Raw genomic sequence first — 20,737 nt, 5'->3', positions numbered from 1 at the left:
AGGGGAGCACGGAGGGTCGTGGGCGCTGGGACGGTGGTCAACATCCGTGGCACTCCTGTCTGTTCGCGGACAGGGGTGAGTGGACGCGCGCCCTGACCCCCCGTCTCCGATGAACGCGTGTTCCCTCGAACATACAGACAGGGTGGATTGGTTTCAAAGTAAAAGCTCTTCAAAGACCGGCTGACTTGTTTGGTTTACGGGACGGTTACGAGGGCTTGACTCGCCTGTGTACACGGGGGCCGACGTGGGCCGATGGGATGGGTGCCAGGATATGTCCGCACTTCACCGTCGATTGGGTGGGTCGTTGAGTTGACAACCTGTCGGCTTCCCGGCCGTCGAACCGGTCCGGACCGCGTTGACAAACCGGCAACCCTGCCTGGTACCTTCCTCGGCGAGCGCTCAACAGTTCGATGTGATGTGCCTGGGGGAGGACGTGACATGGATCGGCAGGTCATGGATTCGGCGAGAACACGCGTCGGGGCGGATCGGCCGGTGTCGGATCGGCCGGTGTCCGGGGAGGTGCGCGCGCTGCGGGTTCTCGTGGTCGAGGGCGACCTCCCGGCCGCCGAGAACCTGGTGCAGGAACTGAGCCGGCACGGCTATCGGGCGCGGGGAGTGGCCACCGGCGCCGAGGCGTTGCGGGCCCACGGCGATGCCGACCTGGTCCTGCTCGACCTCGACCTGCCCGACCTGGACGGACTGGAGGTGTGCCGCCGGATGCGGGCGGCCGGGGACGTGCCGATCATCGCCGTGACCGGGCGGGCGGCCGAACTCGACTGTGTGCTCGGACTCCAGGCGGGCTCGGACGACTATGTCGTCAAGCCGTACGGGTTAAGGGAACTGCTGGCCCGGATGGAGGCGGTGCTGCGCCGGGTCCGCCCCCGGCCGCCGGCCCGGGTCATCACCCACGGTCCGCTGCGGATGGACGCCGAGGCCCGTGAACTCCTGCTGGAGGGGCGGCGGGTGGAGCTCACGCCCAAGGAGTTCGACCTGCTGTACCTGCTGGCCTCCCGGCCGGGCGTCACCCTGTCCCGCCGTCAGCTGCTGAGCCAGGTGTGGGACGACGAGTGGTCGCAGCGCGGCCGCACCATAGACACCCATGTCAGCAGCCTGCGGAGCAAGCTCGGGTCCAGTCGCTGGATCGTGAACGTGCGCGGCGTCGGTTTTCGGCTCGGACGTGTCTGACCCGCGCCGGAACCAGGCTGGTCAGCCCGTTGCTCGGCTGCATACAATGCAGACAGGTTTGTATGTTTCCGAGCTGGAGATGCGAGGACCCGGCGATGGCCCAGCAGGAGAGAGGCATCAGGTCGAGACGCTCGATCCTGGAGGCCGCCGCGGATGTGTTCGGCGAGCGTGGCTACGACGCCGCGAGCACCAACGAGATCCTCGCCAGAGCCGGTCTCACCAGGGGCGCGCTGTATCACCACTTCCCGTCGAAGGAGGCGATCGCGGCGGCGCTGGTGGAGGCGCAGGGCGAGGCCCTGGTCGTGCCCGACCAGCCGGTGAAGCTCCAGGCGGTCATCGACCTCACCCTGGAGTTCTCGCGCCGGCTCCAGACCGACGCGGTGCTGCGGGCCAGCGTGCGGCTGGCCGTCGAACAGTCGTCCTTCGCGTCCTCAGCCCAGACTCCGTACAACCAGTCGATCACGGTCGTCGAGGACCTGCTGCGCCAGGCCGAGAAACAGGGCGAGTTGCTGCCGGGGGCGGATCTGCCGGAGGTGGCCGCGACCGTGGTCGGCGCGTTCACCGGACTCCAGGTGATGTCGCAGGCCTACAGCAACCGCCGGGATCTGCCGGCCCGGATCTCGGCGCTGTGGCGGCTGGTGCTGCCGGGGCTCGCCGCGCCGGGCATGCTGCCGCGCCTGCGCACGAGCCCGCTGCCCGAGCCGGAGAAGCCGGCCGGCGACGACGGCGGTACGGGCTCGGAATGACGTCCGGGCCCGGATCACGGCGGTGATCCGGGCCCGGTACTGGAGCGGGAGCGGACTAGGAGGGAAGGAGGTCCGCGAGATGGACCTCCCCGATCTCCCGAGCGAGGTCCTCGACGAGCGCGGCGATGCGTTCCTCGTCGCGCCGGTAGTGGGTCCACTTGCCGACGCGTGTGGACCGGACGAGGCCCGCGCGTTCGAGTACGGCCATGTAGGCCGAGACGGTGGACTGTGCCAGTCCGGTCTTGGCCTGGATGTGACTGACGCAGACGCCGACCGCGCGCGGGTCGGTGACGGCCGGGTTGACCGGGAAGTGCTCTTCCGGTTCCCGCAGCCACTGAAGGACTTGCAGCCGCACAGGGTTGGCGAGCGCCTTGAGGGCTTCGAGCAGGGGCGCGAGGTCGCCTGTCTCAGGCGTGTCGTGTTTCGTCATGGGCCTTCCGGTGCTGACGCGGAGCCGACTGTGGATGTATCGAGGATAGTCGATACGTTACGACGTCGTAAGCTCCCGATCATTTCCCCAGGTCAGCGCACGGTTGCCGGCACGGGCGGACCCTTCCGGGGTGCCCGGATCCAACTCCCTTGAGCCCGACTCCACTTGACACGACGTATCGAAGTTCTGCGATACTTCGATACGTCAGCGTCACGCACGGCGCGGTCCCGGACCGCATGCCACTGCAACGGAGGGTTTTCACATGCCTATCGGGCTCATCGCCCTGGCACTGGGGGGCTTCGGTATCGGCCTCACGGAGTTCGGGATCGTAGGGCTGCTGCCGGAGGTGGCAGGCGACTTCGACGTCTCCGAATCGGTTGCCGGGTATCTGGTCTCCGGGTACGCGCTGAGCGTCGCCATCGGCGCCCTCGGGCTGACCGCGGCGATCACCCGCTTCGACCGCAAGAAGGTCCTGGTCGGCCTGATGACACTGTTCATCGCGGGCAACCTGATCTCCGCCGTCGCCACCACCTACGAACTGCTGATGGTCGGCCGGGTCGTCGCGGCCCTGTGCCACGGAGCCTTCTTCAGCGTCGGGGCGGTCGTCGCCTCCGACATGGTCGCCGAGAACAAGAAGGCCGGCGCCATCGCGCTCATGTTCGGCGGTCTGACCGCCGCCAACGTGCTCGGTGTACCGCTGGGCACCTTCGTCGGCCAGCAGTTCGGCTGGCGCGCCACCTTCTGGGCCATCACCGTCATCGGCGTCGTCGCCCTGGTCGGCATCCAGCTCCTGGTGCCGCAGACCACGGCGGCCGCCCGCACCGACCTGCGCGCCGAACTCGCCGTCTTCCGCCGGGGCCAGGTCTGGGTCTCCATCGCGCTCAGCGTCCTCGCCTTCGGCGGCGTCATCGGCGGCTACACCTACATCGCCTTCACCCTCACCGAGGTCAGCGGCTTCGCCACCAGCACCGTGCCGTGGCTGCTGGTGCTGTTCGGGGCCGGCACGTTCATCGGCAACTTCGTCGGTGGCAAGGCCGCCGACAAGGCGCTCAACTCCTCCCTGATCGGCATCATGGCCGTCCTCACCGTCGTCATGGGTGTCTTCGCCCTCACGGCGGAGAGCAAGGTCGCGACGCTGATCATGCTGCTGCTGATGGGCACCATCGGCCTCGCCACCGCGCCCGGCCTCCAGGTGCGCACCATGCAGTACGCCGACGACGCGCCCACCATGGCCTCCGGCGCCAACATCGCCGCCTTCAACGTCGGCAACGCGCTCGGCGCCTGGCTCGGCGGTCTGGCCCTCGCGGCCGGGTACGGCTTCGTCTCCCCGCTGTGGGTCGGCGCGGGGCTCGCCCTCGCCGGACTCGTCGTGGTGACGGCGGGTTCCCTCGGCGGCGGAAAGGCCGTCGAAAAGAATTCCGCCACGGGTGTGACCCGCCGTTCGGAAACGGTTGAGGTCGGCGCTCAGTAAACTCCGCGGAAAGAGTCAGGAAAAGCAGGACCGAAGGCCATGGCGGCCTTCGGTCCTGCTTTTTCTGTGTGCCAGAAATGGAACCTACATGGTCTTGAGCTGCATGTTTGAGATTCTCTGAGGTTGCTTTGCGCTTCCCTGTATGGGCTTGAAGAATCCTGCATTGGAACGGGTTGAACCGGGTCTGGGGGGTCGGAAAGAATTTCTGTGCGCCCAAAGGTGAGCGCGCGACGATACCGCCCAGAAAACCCGAGAGGCGATGCCCGTGTCCCGCTCTCTTTCCGATGTCCTTTCGCCCGCCGCCGGCCGGTTCGGCCCACTCGACGACGTCCTCAGCACCAAGGACCGCATACGCGTGGCCGGGTTCTTCCCCGGCCTCGGCAGCCGCGCCTTCTACCGCGGCCTCGGCCGGGCCCTGCTGGACTCGGGCAACCCCGAGATCACCGGCATCTACCACGAGGCCGCCCGCGCCCTCGGCTTCCCCGCCCGTCCCGACCTGCTGCTGCTGGACCCGGAGAGCCTCCCGGAGGGCAAGCTGGAGCGGCAGGGCTTCATCGGCGCGGCCCTGCTGGTGCACAGCCTCGCCCTCGACGCCCACCTGCGTGACCGGCTCGTCCGCAACGGCGTCCCGGTCGGCCTCGTCGCCTACACGGGCGAGAGCTTCGGCATCCTCACGGCCGCGGTGGCCGGCGGTTCCCTCTCCGTGCACGACGGCGTGCGGATCGCCCAGGCGTTCACGCCGCTGATGCTCCAGGCCGCGGGGGCCCGCAGCACCGACGAGGCCTTCGCCCGGGACATCGCCTCCTACCTCGACGACTCGGTCCGGGACACACCCCTGGTGGGGGAGCCGTACCACGTGCTCGCCCTGAGGACGCCGAGCGCGGAGGGCCTCGCCGCACTGCTGGGCGCGCTGCGCGAGACGTTCCCGCTCACGGACGTGGAACTGCACAAGACGTACGCGCCCACCCAGGCGAACCTCTACGTCCGTGCCGGAGCCAGGGCCGCGTTCGACGCGTTCGTCGCCGCCGCCCCGGACGCCACCACCTGGGAGCTGAAGGAACCGACCGTCTTCCTCGCCCACTCCGCGCGGATGCGTCCCGCCCGTGAGGCCCTGGAGCGGTTCATCGGCACCCAGCGGATCCGCTTCCACGAGCCCCGCGTCCCGCTGGTGTCCAACCACGACATGTCCCTGCTGACCACGGCGTCGGCCGTGCGTGAGGGCGTGCTGGCCATGACGGACCAGGTCATGGCCTCCCGGGACACCTGCGAGACCCTGAACGACCTCGACGTCGACATGGTGCTGGAGCTGGGGCTCGGCGCCAAGTCGGTCCAGCTCCTACGGGACAACGATGTCGCCGCGCCCGCCATGGCGTACACCGCGAGCCACGAGGACACCGCCACGATCCTGCGTGCCGTCAACGTGGTCGGCGCCCTGATGTCCCGGCTGGAGGAGCTGTACACCACGGGGGAGGAGCTGACCCGCGACGACCACCACCTGCTGCGCGAGCTGTTCCGCCTCGCCGCCGGCAGCGACTTCTGCGACGACTACTTCTCGCGCACCCTCGGACGGGTCATCACCGCGGAGATGCTGCGCCCGGACCGGGAGGGCTCACCCACCTTCCACCGGCTGCTGGAGATCTTCCAGCACACGCGCGCGCACCGCGAGCACATCGCCCTGGACCGGGGCGAACTCGTCACCCGCGCCCGGCTGAAGAAGCGGATCACGGCCGGCGACTCGACGATGCTCGGCAAGGCCTACGTGGAACTCACCGTGCTGGACCGCACCGGCGAGGCCGGCCCGCGCACCATCCACACCACCGCCCCCGAGGTGGTCGTCTTCCACTTCGGCGGACCGGCCGACCTCGACACCCAGGTGGTGACCCGCCGGACCCGGATGCTGCTCGACCACCAGCCGACGGCGTACGAGATCCACGACCGGATGCTCGAAGCGCTGCACCTGGACGGCGGCATCCCCCCGGCCGGACACCGGATCGTCCACGAGTACCTGCTGTTCCACACCCTCGCCCAGCACCGGCCGGCCCTGTTCGCGCAGAGCGACCACTACCTGGAGGGCGCCGACGCACCGGGCTGGCTGGCCGCACTGGCCGTCTCCGGGGCGATCCCGCTGGCCGACGCCGTCACCCTGAGCGCCACGCACGTCCCGGACGACACCCTGGAGCGGATCCTGGGCGGCCTCGCCGGCGCCGGCATCCCCCTCGTCTCGCCCGAGGGGGTGCCGATCCAGTCCCGCAAGGACCTGGCCGACGCCACCCGCGCGGTGCTCCGCGACGGCGCCCTCGACACGGGGGTGCGGCGGATCCATCTGGGCGGCAACTGCCAGCTCGTCGCCCTCGGTTCGGAGCCTGCCGAGACCGACGTCGACACCGGGTCGTACGCCACCCGTGTCGTCGCCGTCACGGAGCCGGCCGAGGCCTGGAAGAAGCGGGTCAACCCCGCCCTGGACGCGTTCGAGTACGCCTGTGTCCTCGCCCTGACCGAGGAGAACGAGCGCGTCCTGGCCAACGCCCGCAGCCGCCGGGTGCTCTCCAGCACCGTGCACGCCTACATCGGCATCGACGAGACGATCGTCAGCTTCGGGCAGGGCGGCAGCGAGTCGATGACCGTCTTCGTGCGCAAGGAGGGCGAGGAGCATGTCACGGTCCGCAAGATCCTCAGCGAGGCGCTGACGACCGCGCGCTGGAACCCCGAGGGTGACGGCGTGATGCTGCCGCCCTTCGCCAAGGCCCGTAAGCAGGCCGAGTTCCTTCAGGCCCTGCCGGAGCCGGTGCGCGGCTACTTCCCGGAGGTCTTCACCGTGCTCGAGCGGGAGGTCCCGGTCCCGGCCGGGCCGCGGCGGGGCGAGCGGGCCGTCGACCGGGAGGTCATCTACGAGATGAGCTACGTCGCGGGCGAGGAGGTCAGCCGGTACGTCGAGAAGCACACCCCGCCGCCCGCCGTGGTCGCCCGGCTCTACGAACAGATCATCCGGGTGCTGAACGACGAGGTGCACAGCGTCGGCAAGGTGCCGGCGCCGGGCGAGACGCTCGACATCTCCTACTTCCGGAAGATCGAGGACCGTCTGGAGCTGTGCCGGCGCACCGCGCCGGGGACGTTCCACGCGGACCTCCTCGACACCGAGCGCATCGTCGTCAACGGCGTCTCCTACCTCAACCACGGGCCCCTGCTGAAGCGGTTCCGTGGGACGCCCGAGTTCGCCGGGATCCTCGAACCGGCCCACCACTCGCTCGTCATGGGCGACACCAACACCGAGAACATCAAGATCAGCGACACCGAGCCGCTCCGGCACGCCCAGCGGCTGATCGAGTCAGGGGCGCCGCGGGAGGACGTCGACGCGGCTCTCGCGGCCATCACGCCCGAGGCGCTGGGGATCAAGTTCCTCGACCCGCGGGCCATCGGCTTCAAGAGCGAGGGCAAGGACACCCGTGACGACGCGATGTACGACAACAAGCCCTGGCACAACTCCATCGGCCACTACGACGAGATCCACTTCGAGCAGTTCACGCTCAACGTCGAGACCGGCGAGGGGCGCGGCCCGAGCGTCGACATCGCGTTCCTGCCGGGCAACCCGTACCAGAAGGCGTACCGGGTGCGGGACGTGGTCGCGAACGGCGGCACCGTCGACACCGAGGCGCCGCGCGGCATGGAGGACCACTTCGCCGGCGTGATGACGGCCGCGCTGGGGCTGGACGACCCGAACTCGCCCTATCTGCGGGACGACCCGTACTGGCTGGTCCGGTTCGTGTTCATGATGGGCCAGCACTTCACCGCCATGCCGCCCTTCCACTTCCAGAAGGAGCTGGACGGCACCCTCGTGGACACCTACCAGACGCAGCGCCGCCCCGTCGCCATCTACTGCGAGGGCATCAAGTGGCTCAACTGGGCCCTGGAGATGCTGGAGGGCACCAGGACCGAGTTCCTCGGCCTCCCGGTACCGCCGCTGCCGCACCTGAACGGCTGAGACCCCACCCCCCGACGGCGGTCGCCGGGCAGACACCTCCCCCGGCGGCCCGGCGACCGCCCCCACCTCGCAGCCCCGACTCCTCTGCAAGGAGACCCGTATGACTTCCGCCGCGTTCCCGGTCCCGGTGGACGGCCTGCACCACCTCTCCCACGAGACCCGTGTCATCGCCACCCCGTGGAGCCGCATGGTCCGCGGCACCGGTCTGGGCCAGTACCCCGTCGCCTACGACGCCCAGGCCGCCGCCCGCATCCGGCACACCTTCGGCCTGCTCGCCGCCAAGGGCGTCGACGACGCCTACACCCGCTTCTCCCACCTCCTGGCCGACTTCGCCCTGCACGTCTCCGACCCGAGCCGTGACCTGCGCCGCCCCGACCTCGAACGTGACCTCGCGCCGGTCCTGGACGCCGTACGGGCCGAGACGAACCCGTACTTCCGGGTCATGGCCGGCTGCATCCTGATGGACGCCTTCGCCAAGCTGCGCCTGGACCGGTCCCTGCTGGTCAACTCGGAGACCGACCTCGCCGCGGAGACCCTGGCCGTCGCCGACACCATCGAGCCGGACCGGATCAAGGACGAGAACGCCGGACGCCACGGCCACTACGAGAAGCTGTCCGCCTACTCGGCCGTCTTCCTCGCCCTCGGCCAACTCGGCCTGGGGGACCGGCTGGTGATCGGGCGGCGCAACCACGTCCGGGAGGCGCTCGGGCTGCTGGAGAAGATCCCGGCGCCGTTCTTCCGCGGGCGCGGCGGCTCCATGCTGCTGTCGGTGATCTCGCTGCTCGGCCACGGGCGGTTCATCGCCGGTGAGGGCCGGGACCATGTCAAGGAGGTCCTGTCCTACCTCGACCGGGCGGACGAGCTGAACCTTCCCCCGGCGTTCCCGCAGCCCATGTCCGAGAGCTTCGTCCGGATCTACCCGCTGCTGACCATGCTCAACGCCGTCGCCCTGACCGGCCGGGCCGAGGAGTACCTGACCCACGGCCGGGACCGGCTGGCCGAGGCGAAGGAGCTGATGTCCCGCATCACGCCGGTCGAGCGCACCCACATGGGCCTCTACTACCTGATGGCCCTGCACAACCTCGGCCGCCTGGAGGACCAGGTGCCCGACCTGAACGCCTTCGTCGAGGACATCGTGGGCCAGTGGGTGCACATCGACCCCGGCGCGAACTACTTCCTGAACGGGATCGCGTACGCCTACGTCATCCAGACGTCCATGCTGACCGGCCGGATGGACCTGGTCGGCACCAAGATGCTGGAGCGGCTGGTGGACGGCTTCCCCGACCTGGACCGCACCGACGACGACCGCGTCAACCGGCCCTACCCGTTCGCCTACACGCTCAACGCGCTGGGCGAGATCGGCGCGGCGCACCTGCTCTTCGAGCCCCGGGACGCCTACGCCGGTGCCACACCCGTCGAGTGGGTCGTCGACCGGCTCTCCCCGGGCGGGCGCGCGGAACACCGGCTGTACATGCTGAACCACGCCCTGGTCGGCTACGCCCTGCGGCTGCGCGGGGCCGGGCGGGGCGAGACACCGCTGTTCCGGGAGGCGACCTTCGCGGCGGCGTCCGGGAACCGGGCCCGGGAATAAACGGAGGCCATCTCCTGTTAGACCTTCCCGGACCGCACGACGTACGCATCAGGAGGCACCAGTGGCGGCAGACGAGATCCGAGCCGAGGCCCAGGGCAGCGCCCCCGTCCCGCTCTCCGTGCTCGACCTGGTCATGGTCAGCTCCGGCCGCACCGCCACCGACGCTCTGCGCACCAGCGTCAAGCTGGCGCGTCTGGCGGAGTCCCGCGGCTTCCACCGCTACTGGGTCGCCGAGCACCACTCCATGCCCGGTGTCGCGTCCTCCTCCCCGGCCGTGATCCTCGCCCACCTCGCCGCCCACACGGAACGGGTCCGGCTCGGCTCCGGCGGTGTGATGCTGCCGAACCACGCCCCGCTGGTCATCGCGGAGCAGTTCGGCACCCTGGAGGCGATGGCACCGGGCCGTATCGACCTGGGCCTGGGCCGCGCCCCCGGCACGGACGGCGCCACGGCGGCCGCCCTGCGCCGCACCGATCACCTGAACGAGGGCGCCGACGACTTCCCCGAGCAGCTCGCCGAGCTCACCCGCTTCCTGGACGACGACTTCCCCGACGGCCACCCCTACCGCCGTATCCACGCCATCCCCGGCCCGATCCAGGCGACCACGCCGGGCGGCGTCCAGTCCCCGCACCGCCCGCCGATCTGGCTGCTCGGCTCCTCCGGCTTCAGCGCCCGGCTGGCCGGCATGCTCGGCCTGCCGTTCGCCTTCGCCCACCACTTCTCGGCCCGGAACACCGTCCCGGCCCTGGACCTGTACCGGGAGTCCTTCCGGCCGTCCGCCGTCCTCGACCGGCCCTACGCCCTCATCGGCGTCTCCGCCCTCGCCACCGACGAGGAGAAGGAGGCCCGCCGCCAGGTGCTGTCCGGCGCCCTCAGCATGATCCGTCTGCGTACCGGCCGCCCCGGCCTGATCCCCACTCCCGAGGAGACCGAGGCCTACGAGTTCAGCGCGCTGGAGCGTGAGTTCGCCGACTCCTGGCTCGCCGACGTCGTCCACGGCACGCCGGACGAGGTCCGGGCCGGCCTCGACGACCTCCAGAAGCGCACGGGGGCGGACGAGTTGATGATCACGAGCAACGCACCCGGCATGGAGGTACGTCTGCGCTCGTTCGAACTCATCGCGGACGCCTACGGGTTGCCGACCGTCTGAGCGCGGCGGTCAGACCCGGACCCCGAGCAGCTCGGAGATGCGGTCCGGCGGCACCGGCCGGGAGTACAGCCACCCCTGGCCGGTGTCGCAGCCGATCCGGCGTAGCCGCGAGGCCTGCGCCAGCGTCTCCACGCACTCCGCCGTGACCGTGAGGCCCAGCCGGTGGGCGAGTTGGATCATGGCCTCGACCACGACCTCGTCGGCCGGGTTCGGCGGCACGGCCGCGCTGTTCTCGGTCTCGTACTGGAAGCCCCGTACGAACGAACCGTCCAGCTTCAGCACCGAGACCGGCAGCCGGCTCAGATAGGCCAGATTCGAGTAGCCCGTGCCGAAGTCGTCGATGGCGATGCGTACGCCCATGTCGCTGAGTGCCTGGAGATCCTGGAGCGGCCGGCCCCCCGAGCCCATCACCGCCGACTCGGTCAGCTCCAACTGGAGCAGCTGCGGGTCGAGTCGGGTCTCATCGAGGATCCGGGCCACGTCCGCCACCAGGTCGGAGTCCCAGACCTGGCGCACGGCCACGTTCACGCTCACGAAGATCGGCGGTTCGTCGGGGTGTGCCGTCTGCCAGGCGCATGCCTGGCGGCAGGCGGTCGCCAGGATCCAGCGGCCGAGCGGCACGATCGAGCCGTCCTCCTCGGCCAGTCCGATGAACCGATTCGGCGCCAGTACGCCGAACTGAGGATGATTCCAGCGCACCAGCGCCTCGACACCGCTCAGCCGGCCGTCCTCCATCCCCACCAACGGCTGGTACTCCAGGGCGAACTCACCGCGCTCGATGGCCGGGCGGAGCGTGGCGGCCAGCGCCTGCCGGGTGATGAGGTTGGCGTTGCGCTCGGGGTCGAACAGCGTCCAGCGGTCCTTGCCATCGGCCTTCGCCCAGTACAGCGTGGTGTCGGCGGCCTGCATCAGGGCGGTCGGTGTGGTGCCGGCGGCATGGCGTTCGACGACGCCGATCGAGGCCGACAGCGACAGACGCCGGCCGGAGATGTCGAAGGGGGCGCGCAGCGCTTCGAGCACCGACTCGGCGAGGTCGGCCAGTTGCTCGGTGCCCGTCGAGTCCTCGATCAGCAGCGCGAACTCGTCGCCGCCGAGCCGGGCCACCAGCGGCGGGCTCGACCGGGCGAACCCCGCCTGTTCCGCGCAGGCGGTGAGCCGTTCGGCCACGGCGGCGAGCAGCTTGTCGCCGACCCGGTGGCCGAGCGTGTCGTTGATCGCCTTGAAGCCGTCAAGGTCCAGATAGCACAGGCCGATTCGGCCGGTGGTGCCGCTCTCCTCGTACGACTCCACCTCCAGCGCGGTCGACAGGCGCTCGAAGAACAGGGTGCGGTTGGGCAGCCGGGTCACCGGGTCGTGCATCTGCAAGTGCCGCAACCGTGCCTGGAGTTCGCGATGGACGCTGATGTCGGCCATGGAGAGGAGCAGGCCGTCGGCCTCCTCGCCGGGCAGCGGCGCGATGGTGACCTGCACCCACAGGGAATGGCCCTCCGGGTGCTTGAGGCGGCGGGTGCAGCGCAGTTCGGCCTGCCGGCCGCGCAGCACCTCGCGGTACGTGTGCCAGGTGCGCGCGTCGGACGCGAGGTCCACCAGGTCGGCGGCGACGGACCCGGTCAGCTCCGCGGGCGTCGTACCGAGCAGGTCGGCGAAGGTGGGGTTGGCGCCGGCCACCAGGCCCTGGCGGTCCACCACGGCCATCGCCAGGGGCGCGGCACGGAAGGCGGACGAGTAGGGCGGCGCCCCTGAACCGGGCGACGGCGATTGGTTACTCTCTGTGACGGCTGGCCCGATGAGGTCTGCCGCGGGCGTCGGCCCTTCGGACGTTCCGCTCACCGCTCGCTCCCGCAGTGCACTCGATCTTCGGATGGGTCTCATCGGAATGGCCGGCCGGGTGGATGGGGGATGGGCTCCGGGCCGCGTCCGTGCAGGAAAGTGTCAGGAAAGTGTGCCGATCATAGAGGCTGCTCCCGAGCCCTTCCACCTACTGTTCAGTGTTCCCACACGACGCGCGCTTCTGACAGATCGTTTCTGCTCGCACATGGGCGGCTTCTTCGGGCCCATGACCACTTGTGACGTTCCGTGAGCGAATCGGGGGTGTCGGTTCTGGTGGGGCACCGGGTCACTCACCCGTCCGGTGCAGCAGAACAGGACGTAGTACGACAATCCGACAGAGGCTGGGTGCGGTGTCCCGCGAACCGCACCCGGAGGTCGACGTGCCGCGTCAGTTCCCCCTGTTCCGTGGGCTGGGCCTGCTGCGGGACCGGCCACGACTGCGCAGCACCGCCGCCTTGTTCACCACGATGTCGGCGCTGGCTGCGACCTCCCTGATCGTGGGCCCCTCGGTCGCCGAACCGTTCGACTCGGGCCCCTGCGCCCTCGAACGCACCGACGCCCATCACTCCGAGGGCCTGGACACCTGGAACGCCGCCTATCCGCGCCCGACCCGCAAGCTCGACGCGGTCATGGTGTTCCTGTCCTTCCCGGACTCCGCCCCCCGGACGACCCCGGCCGAACTGACGGCCGACCACTTCCCGGCCACGACCCAGTTCTTCGAACGTGCCTCCTACGGCAGATTCACCCTCCGCCCGCACCCCCTGCGCCACTGGCTGCGCATGCCGCGCCCGTCGACGGCGTACGCCATACAGCGCGACTGGCGGGTCGCCGACCGGGCCGCCTACCTCCGTGACGCGCTCTCGGTGGCCGACCGGAAGGTGGACTTCTCCCGCTACGACATCGTCTACTTCGTCGCCGACCCCGACGCGCCCGGCGTCGACTCGGACGCCACGAAGGTGGTCAACCTGGACGCCCCGCTGCGTGCCGACGGCACGGACATCCGGCGCGTCGTCACCGTGTTCGAGAACCATCCGCCCGACCGGCTGGTCCTCGCGCACGAGACCGGCCATGTCTTCGATCTGCCGGACCTGTACCACCGTCCGGTGGACGGCAAGGGCGACTGGGACACCTTCGTCGGCGACTGGGATCTGATGGGCAGCCAGTTCGGCATGGCACCGGATCTGTTCGGCTGGCACAAGTGGAAGCTGGGGTGGCTGGAGCCGCGGCAGGTGGTGTGTGTGCAGGGGACGGGGACCGGGTCTGCTCGGCTGACGCTGGAGCCGCTGTCGGCGGGGCCGGGCGGTTCGGTGCGGGCGAGCGCCGGGGCGGCCGGGGCGGGTGCGCCGGGCTCCCGCGACTTCCACGATCCGGACTCTGCTCTTGGCTCCGACTCCGACCTCGGCTCCGACCCCGGCCTTGGCCCCGACCCTGCTCATGGCTCCGATCCCGCTCAGGGCTCGGACGGTGCCCCCGCTTCCGGTGGCGCTTACGGCTCGGGCGGCGCTTTCGGCTCGGACGGTGGGCGCGGCTCCGAGGCGGCCGTGCCGGGGTTCGGGCTGGGCAACGGCATCAAGCTCGCCGTCGTGCGTACCGGTCCGCACAGTGCGCTGGCCTTCGAGGTGCGCGGCGCCGTGGGCAACGACGCGGACACCTGCCGCCAGGGGGTGCTGGTGTATCGGGTGCGCAGTGAGACGGAGTCCGGGGGTGGGCCGGTCGAGGTGATCGACGCCCATCCGCGCAGTGAGGCCTGCTGGGAGGAGTCCGTGTATCCACCGCTCGCGGACGCGCCGGTCGGGCTGGGCGAGAGCTTCACGGTGCCGGGTGAGGGGGTCCGGGTGGAGGTGGAGGGGCGGACGGCCTCGGGGGCGTGGACGGTGAAGATCACGACGGCGGTCGGTGGCGGGATCGAGGGGTTGTAGGCACCGGGTTCCGCGCGGGTCCCGACGCATGTGAAAGGCCCCTCGCCTGAGCGAGGGGCCTTTCACTGTGCGTGCGCCGCCAGGGACTCGAACCCCGGACCCGCTGATTAAGAGTCAGCTGCTCTAACCAACTGAGCTAGCGGCGCCTGCTGACGTCGTAGACCTTAGCATCCTGTTCGGGGTGGGGAAAAATCGATATCCGAACGGCAGCGCGAGCCGCCCGCACGGCCGCCCAGAGCAGTACCTCGGGGCCCGGTAACCAGGGATTACGGGTGTCCGGGGCGACCAGCCAGCGGGAGCCGGCGGGTGTCGGGGACGGCACGTCGACGTCCGTCGGCGCCGGGACGGTGACGGCGTCGCCGGTGCCGTGGCACAGGAGCGGCGGGATGCCGTCCGTGCGGCCGAACTCCTCCCAGCGCAGCAGCGAGGGCAGCCGGTGGGCCGTGCCGGGCGCGGCGAACAACAGGATGCGTCCGCGGAAGGCGGCCACCGGTCCCGATCCCGGGCCCTCGTGCCAGAGCCGGTCCAGCATCCGGCGGCCGAAGATCGCGGGGGCGCTGACGACGTCGAAGGCGGAACCGCAGGGCAGGACCACCGGAGCCTGCGGGCGTTCCGCCCAAAGGGTGAGCGTGCTGCGCGGATACGTTCCTGCCGAGGCGAGCCAGGCGGCGCCGTCGGGGGTGACGCCGACGGCGCCGAGGTGGGCGTCGGGGTGGTCGGAGAAGAGGTCGTCCCGTGTGCTGCTCATGACCGATACATCTACCGGGAGTGAACGGACGATCTCCGAGGGTTGTCGAAAAGCCGGACAAGAGCGGGTGGCAGCGAGTATCGTGCCCGCCCGCCTGGCATATGCCATCGGGTGTGCGGGGGCACTCAGGGGCTCACACGGGGTCGACGTGCCCCGGCCCTTCGACGCCTCGCATCAGATCCCTGCCGAACTCGACCATTTTCTTGGCGTAGTCCTCGGTCCACTCGGCCCGCTCGGCGATGTCGGCGGGCGTCAGCCGGTCGAAGCGCCGGGGGTCCGCCAGCTGGGCCGCCGCGATGGCCTGGAACTCCACCGCACGGTCCGTCGCCGCCCGGAACGCCTGCGTCAGCTCGGTCGCCCGCGCCAGCAGCGCCCGCGGGTCGTCGATCGACTCCAGGTCGAAGAAGTGCTCCGGGTCGGCGGCCACCTCCGCCGGCTCGAAGAGCAGGGGCGCGGGGCGTAGCCGCGGTTCGTTCCGACGCGGCGTGGGCTCCGCCATGTCTTGTCCTCCTCGTACGTAACCGGTCCACCGTCCATTGTCCCGCGCCCGCGCAAGTGGGCGTCGGGACAGGTCACCCGGGGTGTGGTCAGCCGGGCCGCCAGGCGACCCGATGTTCCGCGAGCCGTGCCAACACGGCGTGATTCGCCTCCCAACCGTCGGGAAACTTCACCACCGTCCCCAACTGCACCGGCTCCGTCGACGGATAGTCGTCCAGCAGCTCGCTCACCCCGGCCCGGCACACCACGACGCACGCGTGCCGGTGGCGGGAGGCCAGGACGCACAGGCGGCCGGTCTCCAGGTGGAAGGCGGTGGCGTCGGGGCGACCGGACAGCGGGTGCAGGATCACCGTCACGTCGTACTCACGGCCCTGGAGACGGTTCGCGGTGTCCACCGTGACGTCTGTCACGCCCAGCTCGGCGAGGGCGGCGCGGACCGACGCCGCCTGGTCCCGGTGGGCCGTGCCGACCGCGATCCGGTCGGCGGTCAGGGGCGCGGCATCGGGCGAGCGCTCCGACGTCGCCGCGCCGCCCCGGTCGAGGAGGCGCCGTACCACCGCCGCCACCGCCCGGACCGCCTCCGGGTCCGTGCGCGGGGTGTGCCGGGCGGGCAGCTCCAGCAGGCCCCAGCCGGACTCCGCCGCCTCGTCGATCACCCGGTCAGGACCGGAGCCGTCGGACGGGACCGCGAAGGTGAGCCGGCGGTCGTCGTGGCCGGTGCCGCTGCGGAACGGGGTGTAGGGGTAGAAGGCGTCGGAGACGAGCGGCGCGGCGGAGGCGGGCAGGCGCCAGGAGACCGGCAGGCGGTGCTGGGGCAGGTCGGGATTGTGGGCCAGCAGGGTGGTGACGGCCGAGGCCGAGGGGTCGTAGGACAGCCCCGCCCACTGCTCACTGCCCACGATCGCGAACGGGTCCAGCTGGCCGGGGTCACCCACGAACAGCGCCCGCTCGAACAGTCCCGCCACGGCGAGCAGCGAGTCCGAGCGCATCTGGTACGCCTCGTCGACGATCGCGTGCCGCCACGGCTCGTCGACCTTCACATGCCCCCACTTCGCCGCCGTGGACAGCACGACCGACAGGCCCGCGAGGTCGGCCGCCTTCGCCGACTTGCGTACGTTCGGCAGGTCGTCCAGCGCCTTGTCGTACGGGTCGGCGTCGCTGCTGTGCAGGCGCCCCACCGGCAGCTCGGGGTTCTTCTCGGCGAGCCTGAGCACCAGGTCGTCGACCTGTGCGTTGGTCTGCGCCACGACCATCAAGGGGCGCCCGGCCTCCGCCAGTTCGAGGGCGGCACGGACGACGAGCGTGGACTTGCCGGCGCCGGGCGGGGAGTCGACGACGACACCGCGCGCGGTGCCGTGCAGGGTGTCGGCCAGGATCGCGTCGGTGGCCTCGGCCGCCGCGGCACCGGGATCGAACACGGCGGTCACAGCACGTCCTCCTCGGTATGCGCGTCGGCGGCCTCGGGAACCCGCTCGCCGGGCGGTCCGCCGTGCGTCCACGGCGTCTGCTCCGGGTCCGGCAGCTTCGCCCCGCCCCGCTGCTCGTGCTCGAACAGCGTGAAGCAGACCAGGTCGCCCCGCTGCGGCACCGAACCCTCCTCCGGCTCCTTGCCGCGGCCCATCTTGTCGAGCACCCGCAGCACCAGCAGCACACCACCGTCCTCGTCGAGGGCGCCCTCATGGCCGACGAACTCCGCCGACTGCGGCTTCCCGCCCAGCGACCGGTACACCTTGGCCCGCTCGCCCAGATGCGGCCGGTCGTCCGTGCGGACCGTGACCAGGGGACGCGGACTCGGCCGCTTGCCCTCGCTGTACGCCATCACCACATCGGTGACCTCGCCCGCGAACGCCTCCCCGGTCAGCCGTCGCCCCGCCATCACCAGCGGATCGTCGAGCGCCTCCTGGGCCTCCAGCCGGGCCTGTTCGCGCTCGCGCGCGGCGAGCTTGTTGGCGGCGGTGACCGCGTCGTCGCGGCGCGGCTGCGGCGGCTCGCCGGCGAGTACGCGGTCCCGGTGGCCGGTGAACGACCAGCGGTCGCGGGTCCACCGCTCCTCCACCCGGGGGGCCACCGGCAGCTCCCGCAACCGGTCGAGACCGCGCCACACCGCGTCCCAGGTGGGCCGGGTCCGGCTCTCGACCAGGGCACGGATCTCCCGCTCGGCGGCGGTGAGGTCGCCGAGCCGGTCGTCGGCCTCCAGACCGTCCTCGGCGGCGGCGAGGGCGGTGCGGGCACGGTCGTAGCGCTCGATCGCCGGCGCGAGCAGCTTGTTGTCGAACGCCGGGTCGGTGGCCGGACCGGCCGGCGGGCACAGCAACTGGCCGTCCCGGTCCCGCGCGAGCTCCGCCCGCAGGGCCGCCTCGGCGCCCGTCTCGCCGTCCGGCGGGGCGATCCAGGCCAGCAGCGCGCCCAGGTGCTGGTCCTCCAGTGTGGACTGGCCGGTCGCCCAGTGCCGGGACAGCACATCCGTCATCGCGAGCAGCAGCGAGGAGCCGGGCACCCGGGCCCGCTCCCCGAAGTGGGTCAGCCAGCGGCCGAGCAACGGCACGCGCGTGGGCGCGGGGTAGGGCGCCTCGGGGTCCTGCTCCGCCGTACGCCGAAAGCGCATCGAGCGGCCCAGCAGCCGTACGAACTCGACGCCCGCGCGGCTCGGCACGATCAACTGCGGGGCGTCCGCGCACAGTTCGACCTCGACCTTGACCCGTTTGCCGGTCTCCGGATCGGTCTCGTTGCGCTCGGCGGCCTCCACGTCGTCGGCGTGGGCTTCGATGTACGGCAGGACCACGTCCGCCAGTTCGGACAGGAACGTGAACCTGAGGTCCCGGTCGCGCGGTTGCGCTACGACCAGCAGATGCGGGGCGTGCCGGTCGGTGCCGACGAGTGCGCCGAGCGGGGCGCCCGCCTCACCGGCGGTGGTGAGCGGCACGAAGACCAGCGGCCGGTCGGACAGATGCCGGTGGCGGACGGTGGCCGCGGGCTGGGCGCGGCCGGTGCTGACGGCTTCGAGGCGGGCCAGGGTGGAGATCAGCGACACGCGGCCACCGCCTCCTCGCCGAGCGCCTCGGCGCGCAGCCGAGCCGCTCTGCGCAGCGCCGCCACCGCGGGGTCGTCCGGGTCGCCGGAGTCGCCGCGGGCCGCCGACAGGACGTCCGCGACCGTGGTCAGACCGCCCAGTTCGGCCCGCACCGAGCGGCCCAGCGACGTCACCGCGTCGGACGCGCGGGAGCGGGCGCGGCAGTGGAAGGCCAGCTCGCAGGCGGACAGGCACTCGGGCGCGTAGGTCGCCGGGACCGACTCGACGGCGGCCGTCAGGTCGGCCTCGGGCAGGTCGGGGGCGAAGCAGGTGCCGGCCGGAAGGGCGTCCGCGATGTCCTCGATGCGGGTGAGGCGGTCCAGTTGGCGGGCGGTCACCGCGCGCTGCTTGCGTACGTCCACGGCGGAGCCGGTGGGGAGGTTGGAGAAGTCCTTCGGGCAGACGAGCAGGACCCGGTGGCGTACCCGCGGGGCGGACTCCAGCCGGGCGGCCACCTCCTCCAGCGCCAGCACGTACACCGCCGCCTGCCGCGCGGCGGCGCCGACCTTCGCCGCATCCGCCGAACCGTCCAGCATCGGGAAGGACTTGATCTCCACGACCGTCCAGCTGCCGTCCGGGTGCACGACCACGGCGTCCGGTTCGAGGAAGGCGGGCGAGCCGGCGACGTCCAGCGCGAGCATCGGGTGGTCCAGCAGGGTCCACTCGCCGCGCGCCTCGGTGGCCTCGCGCAGCGCCAGGGCCGTACGGGCCGTGCGGCCCTCGGGGCCGATCGCGGCGAGCTCGGGCACGCGCGCGTGGGCCGGCGGTTCGGCGGAGCGGTCCAGCTTCTCGCGCACCAGCCGCAGCAGTTCAGCGCCGCCGTCCGCCTTGACCTTGGCCTCGAAGGCGTTCCCGCGGGTGAGGGCGAACTGTGACTGACCGAAGACCGACGGCGAGCCCAGCGCGCTCGCCAGCGCGGCCTTGTTCACCCCGGCGCCGTCCAGGATCGCTCTGCGCTTGCAGCCGGGGTTGGCGGCGAGGGCGGCCAGGGCGCGCGCGTCCAGCGCCTTGGCCGGGACCTCGGGACCGCGCAGCTCAGCGAGCCGGTGCCGGAGCGCCGTCCCCCGCGTCCTGGGGAGAGGCACTCGGCTCGGCTCCGGATCCGAACCGGGACTCGCGCTGCCGTGGAATTCGCTCACCCGCGGAAGTCTGGCATCCGCCACTGACAATTGAGGAAGGAGTGCCGCCGGAGCCCACCGGGACGGGCACACCGGCGCCCCCCGTCGCGGTGCCCGCGGAGGCGGCGACAGGCGTGGCACCCGACCCGAACCGCGTCCGCAGCCGGTCCACGGTCCGCATCACGACCGGCGCCAGCAGGAACCCGGCGCCCATCACGGCGGCGCCCGCGACCGCGTCGAGGAAGTAGTGGTTGGCGGTGCCCATCACCACGATCGTGGTGATCAGCGGGTAGGCCACCGCGGCCGCCTTCGTCAGCCGCGTCCCGCCGTACCGCCAGAGGATCACCCCGCACCACAGCGCCCAGCCGACGTGCAGGCTCGGCATCGCGGCGTACTGGTTGGTCATGCCGCCCAGCCCCTTGGGCGCGCTCGCGTCGCCGGCCCACCAGCCGTACGAGCTGTACTGGGCCATCGTGTCGACGAACCCGTGGCCGTCGGCGAGCAGCCTGGGCGGGCAGGTGGGCAGCAGGGTGAAGCCGATCAGGCCTATGAAGGTCGACGTCATCAGCCAGGTGCGGGCCGCGCGGTAGTGCAGGGTGCGGGACCTGAAGAGCCAGACCAGGAGCACGGGTGTGATCAGGTAGTGCAGCGAGGCGTACCAGAAGTCGGCCGGGACGCCGAGCCAGGGCTCGCGGGTGAAGAGGCGGTTGAGCGGGTGCTCGGCGTTGAGGTGCAGCGCCTTCTCGATGTCCAGGATGGCGAGGCCGTGGTCGACGGCGCCGCTGACATCGCCCCGGGCGAGGAGTCGGCCCGCCGAGTAGCAGGCGTAGACGAGCAATATCAGCGGCAGCTCGGTCCACCAGCGCAGGCGGGTCCGCGGCGTCGCCTCCACGCCAGCTGTCTCGGCGTGCGGCATCCGATCGCCTCCCCCTTCTTGTCAGCGCCCGGTTGACCGGTCGTACTACTTTACGGTGTATGCGTGAGCCCCCTTCGGGCGCCCCG

The 20,737-nt window shown here is 71.3% G+C and carries 15 protein-coding genes and 1 tRNA gene; 7 read left to right on the top strand and 9 right to left on the bottom strand.

The annotated features are described in order from the left end of the window. The first annotated feature begins 507 nt into the window (after nucleotides 1-507). Both ACIQWG_RS35725 and ACIQWG_RS35720 read left to right on the top strand, forming a co-directional pair. Nucleotides 508-1,185 (top strand): response regulator transcription factor, encoded by a 678-nt coding sequence (locus ACIQWG_RS35725; RefSeq protein ID WP_404103609.1) that lies wholly within the window; start codon nucleotides 508-510, stop codon nucleotides 1,183-1,185. A 95-nt stretch (nucleotides 1,186-1,280) separates the two neighbouring features. Further along, nucleotides 1,281-1,931 (top strand): ScbR family autoregulator-binding transcription factor, encoded by a 651-nt coding sequence (locus ACIQWG_RS35720; RefSeq protein ID WP_404103606.1) that lies wholly within the window; start codon nucleotides 1,281-1,283, stop codon nucleotides 1,929-1,931. A 55-nt stretch (nucleotides 1,932-1,986) separates the two neighbouring features. On the opposite strand, the gene ACIQWG_RS35715 is transcribed toward ACIQWG_RS35720, so the two are convergent. Then, the gene (locus ACIQWG_RS35715) at nucleotides 1,987-2,361 is read right to left on the bottom strand and encodes an ArsR/SmtB family transcription factor (RefSeq protein WP_404103603.1); all 375 of its coding nucleotides are present in this window, start codon (nucleotides 2,359-2,361) and stop codon (nucleotides 1,987-1,989) included. Nucleotides 2,362-2,623: 262 nt separating this feature from the next. Between ACIQWG_RS35715 and ACIQWG_RS35710 the strand changes: the two genes are divergently transcribed. The 4 genes from ACIQWG_RS35710 to ACIQWG_RS35695 all read left to right on the top strand — a co-directional run bounded on the left by ACIQWG_RS35710 (nucleotide 2,624) and on the right by ACIQWG_RS35695 (nucleotide 10,552). Next, nucleotides 2,624-3,832 carry an MFS transporter gene (locus ACIQWG_RS35710; RefSeq protein WP_404103600.1) on the top strand — a complete coding sequence of 403 codons (1,209 nt, stop codon included), beginning with the start codon at nucleotides 2,624-2,626 and terminating at the stop codon, nucleotides 3,830-3,832. A 265-nt stretch (nucleotides 3,833-4,097) separates the two neighbouring features. Next, nucleotides 4,098-7,811 (top strand): ACP S-malonyltransferase, encoded by a 3,714-nt coding sequence (locus ACIQWG_RS35705; RefSeq protein ID WP_404103596.1) that lies wholly within the window; start codon nucleotides 4,098-4,100, stop codon nucleotides 7,809-7,811. A gap of 100 nt (nucleotides 7,812-7,911) precedes the next feature. Beyond that, nucleotides 7,912-9,402, top strand: coding sequence for a hypothetical protein (locus tag ACIQWG_RS35700; RefSeq protein ID WP_404103593.1), 1,491 nt, complete (start codon nucleotides 7,912-7,914; stop codon nucleotides 9,400-9,402). Between the two features lie 61 nt (nucleotides 9,403-9,463). Beyond that, nucleotides 9,464-10,552, top strand: a complete 1,089-nt coding sequence (locus ACIQWG_RS35695) for an LLM class flavin-dependent oxidoreductase (RefSeq protein WP_404103592.1) — start codon at nucleotides 9,464-9,466, stop codon at nucleotides 10,550-10,552. A gap of 9 nt (nucleotides 10,553-10,561) precedes the next feature. On the opposite strand, the gene ACIQWG_RS35690 is transcribed toward ACIQWG_RS35695, so the two are convergent. Next, nucleotides 10,562-12,424, bottom strand: coding sequence for a putative bifunctional diguanylate cyclase/phosphodiesterase (locus tag ACIQWG_RS35690; RefSeq protein WP_404103589.1), 1,863 nt, complete (start codon nucleotides 12,422-12,424; stop codon nucleotides 10,562-10,564). 308 nt (nucleotides 12,425-12,732) lie between these two features. On the opposite strand from ACIQWG_RS35690, the gene ACIQWG_RS35685 reads away from it, so the two are divergent. Further along, nucleotides 12,733-14,301, top strand: a complete 1,569-nt coding sequence (locus ACIQWG_RS35685; RefSeq protein ID WP_404103586.1) for a M6 family metalloprotease domain-containing protein — start codon at nucleotides 12,733-12,735, stop codon at nucleotides 14,299-14,301. 72 nt (nucleotides 14,302-14,373) lie between these two features. On the opposite strand, the gene ACIQWG_RS35680 is transcribed toward ACIQWG_RS35685, so the two are convergent. The 7 genes from ACIQWG_RS35680 to ACIQWG_RS35650 all read right to left on the bottom strand — a co-directional run bounded on the left by ACIQWG_RS35680 (nucleotide 14,374) and on the right by ACIQWG_RS35650 (nucleotide 20,651). Next, nucleotides 14,374-14,447 (bottom strand) — tRNA-Lys (locus tag ACIQWG_RS35680). Next, nucleotides 14,438-15,049: a bifunctional DNA primase/polymerase gene (locus ACIQWG_RS35675; protein WP_404103583.1), complete on the bottom strand. Its 612-nt coding sequence runs from the start codon at nucleotides 15,047-15,049 to the stop codon at nucleotides 14,438-14,440. The genes ACIQWG_RS35680 and ACIQWG_RS35675 overlap by 10 nt, the downstream gene beginning before the upstream one ends. Nucleotides 15,050-15,182: 133 nt before the next feature. Beyond that, on the bottom strand, nucleotides 15,183-15,548 hold the full coding sequence (locus ACIQWG_RS35670) for a hypothetical protein (RefSeq protein WP_404103581.1): 366 nt from the start codon (nucleotides 15,546-15,548) through the stop codon (nucleotides 15,183-15,185). A gap of 88 nt (nucleotides 15,549-15,636) precedes the next feature. Next, nucleotides 15,637-16,974: an AAA domain-containing protein gene (locus ACIQWG_RS35665; RefSeq protein WP_404103578.1), complete on the bottom strand. Its 1,338-nt coding sequence runs from the start codon at nucleotides 16,972-16,974 to the stop codon at nucleotides 15,637-15,639. After that, nucleotides 16,971-18,578 carry a hypothetical protein gene (locus ACIQWG_RS35660; RefSeq protein WP_404103576.1) on the bottom strand — a complete coding sequence of 536 codons (1,608 nt, stop codon included), beginning with the start codon at nucleotides 18,576-18,578 and terminating at the stop codon, nucleotides 16,971-16,973. The genes ACIQWG_RS35665 and ACIQWG_RS35660 overlap by 4 nt, the downstream gene beginning before the upstream one ends. After that, nucleotides 18,569-19,702: a hypothetical protein gene (locus ACIQWG_RS35655; RefSeq protein WP_404103573.1), complete on the bottom strand. Its 1,134-nt coding sequence runs from the start codon at nucleotides 19,700-19,702 to the stop codon at nucleotides 18,569-18,571. The genes ACIQWG_RS35660 and ACIQWG_RS35655 overlap by 10 nt, the downstream gene beginning before the upstream one ends. Further along, on the bottom strand, nucleotides 19,653-20,651 hold the full coding sequence (locus tag ACIQWG_RS35650) for a phosphatase PAP2 family protein (RefSeq protein WP_404103571.1): 999 nt from the start codon (nucleotides 20,649-20,651) through the stop codon (nucleotides 19,653-19,655). Before ACIQWG_RS35650 ends, ACIQWG_RS35655 begins: the two co-directional genes overlap by 50 nt. Nucleotides 20,652-20,737: the final 86 nt, after the last annotated feature.

This window comes from Streptomyces sp. NPDC098781 (assembly GCF_044759995.1).
In the GTDB taxonomy this organism is placed as follows: Bacteria; Actinomycetota; Actinomycetes; order Streptomycetales; family Streptomycetaceae; genus Streptomyces.
Note: the sequence above shows the minus strand (reverse complement) of the source record. Positions and strands in the feature narration are given on the sequence as shown.

Excerpts from the sequence above, each read along its gene's own strand:
- ACIQWG_RS35675 (WP_404103583.1), bottom strand. The coding sequence starts at position 15,049 with ATGAGCAGCACACGGGACGACCTCTTCTCCGACCACCCCGACGCCCAC.
- ACIQWG_RS35690 (WP_404103589.1), bottom strand. The coding sequence starts at position 12,424 with ATGAGACCCATCCGAAGATCGAGTGCACTGCGGGAGCGAGCGGTGAGC.
- ACIQWG_RS35710 (WP_404103600.1), top strand. The coding sequence starts at position 2,624 with ATGCCTATCGGGCTCATCGCCCTGGCACTGGGGGGCTTCGGTATCGGC.
- ACIQWG_RS35720 (WP_404103606.1), top strand. The coding sequence starts at position 1,281 with ATGGCCCAGCAGGAGAGAGGCATCAGGTCGAGACGCTCGATCCTGGAG.
- ACIQWG_RS35715 (WP_404103603.1), bottom strand. The coding sequence starts at position 2,361 with ATGACGAAACACGACACGCCTGAGACAGGCGACCTCGCGCCCCTGCTC.
- ACIQWG_RS35650 (WP_404103571.1), bottom strand. The coding sequence starts at position 20,651 with ATGCCGCACGCCGAGACAGCTGGCGTGGAGGCGACGCCGCGGACCCGC.
- ACIQWG_RS35700 (WP_404103593.1), top strand. The coding sequence starts at position 7,912 with ATGACTTCCGCCGCGTTCCCGGTCCCGGTGGACGGCCTGCACCACCTC.
- ACIQWG_RS35670 (WP_404103581.1), bottom strand. The coding sequence starts at position 15,548 with ATGGCGGAGCCCACGCCGCGTCGGAACGAACCGCGGCTACGCCCCGCG.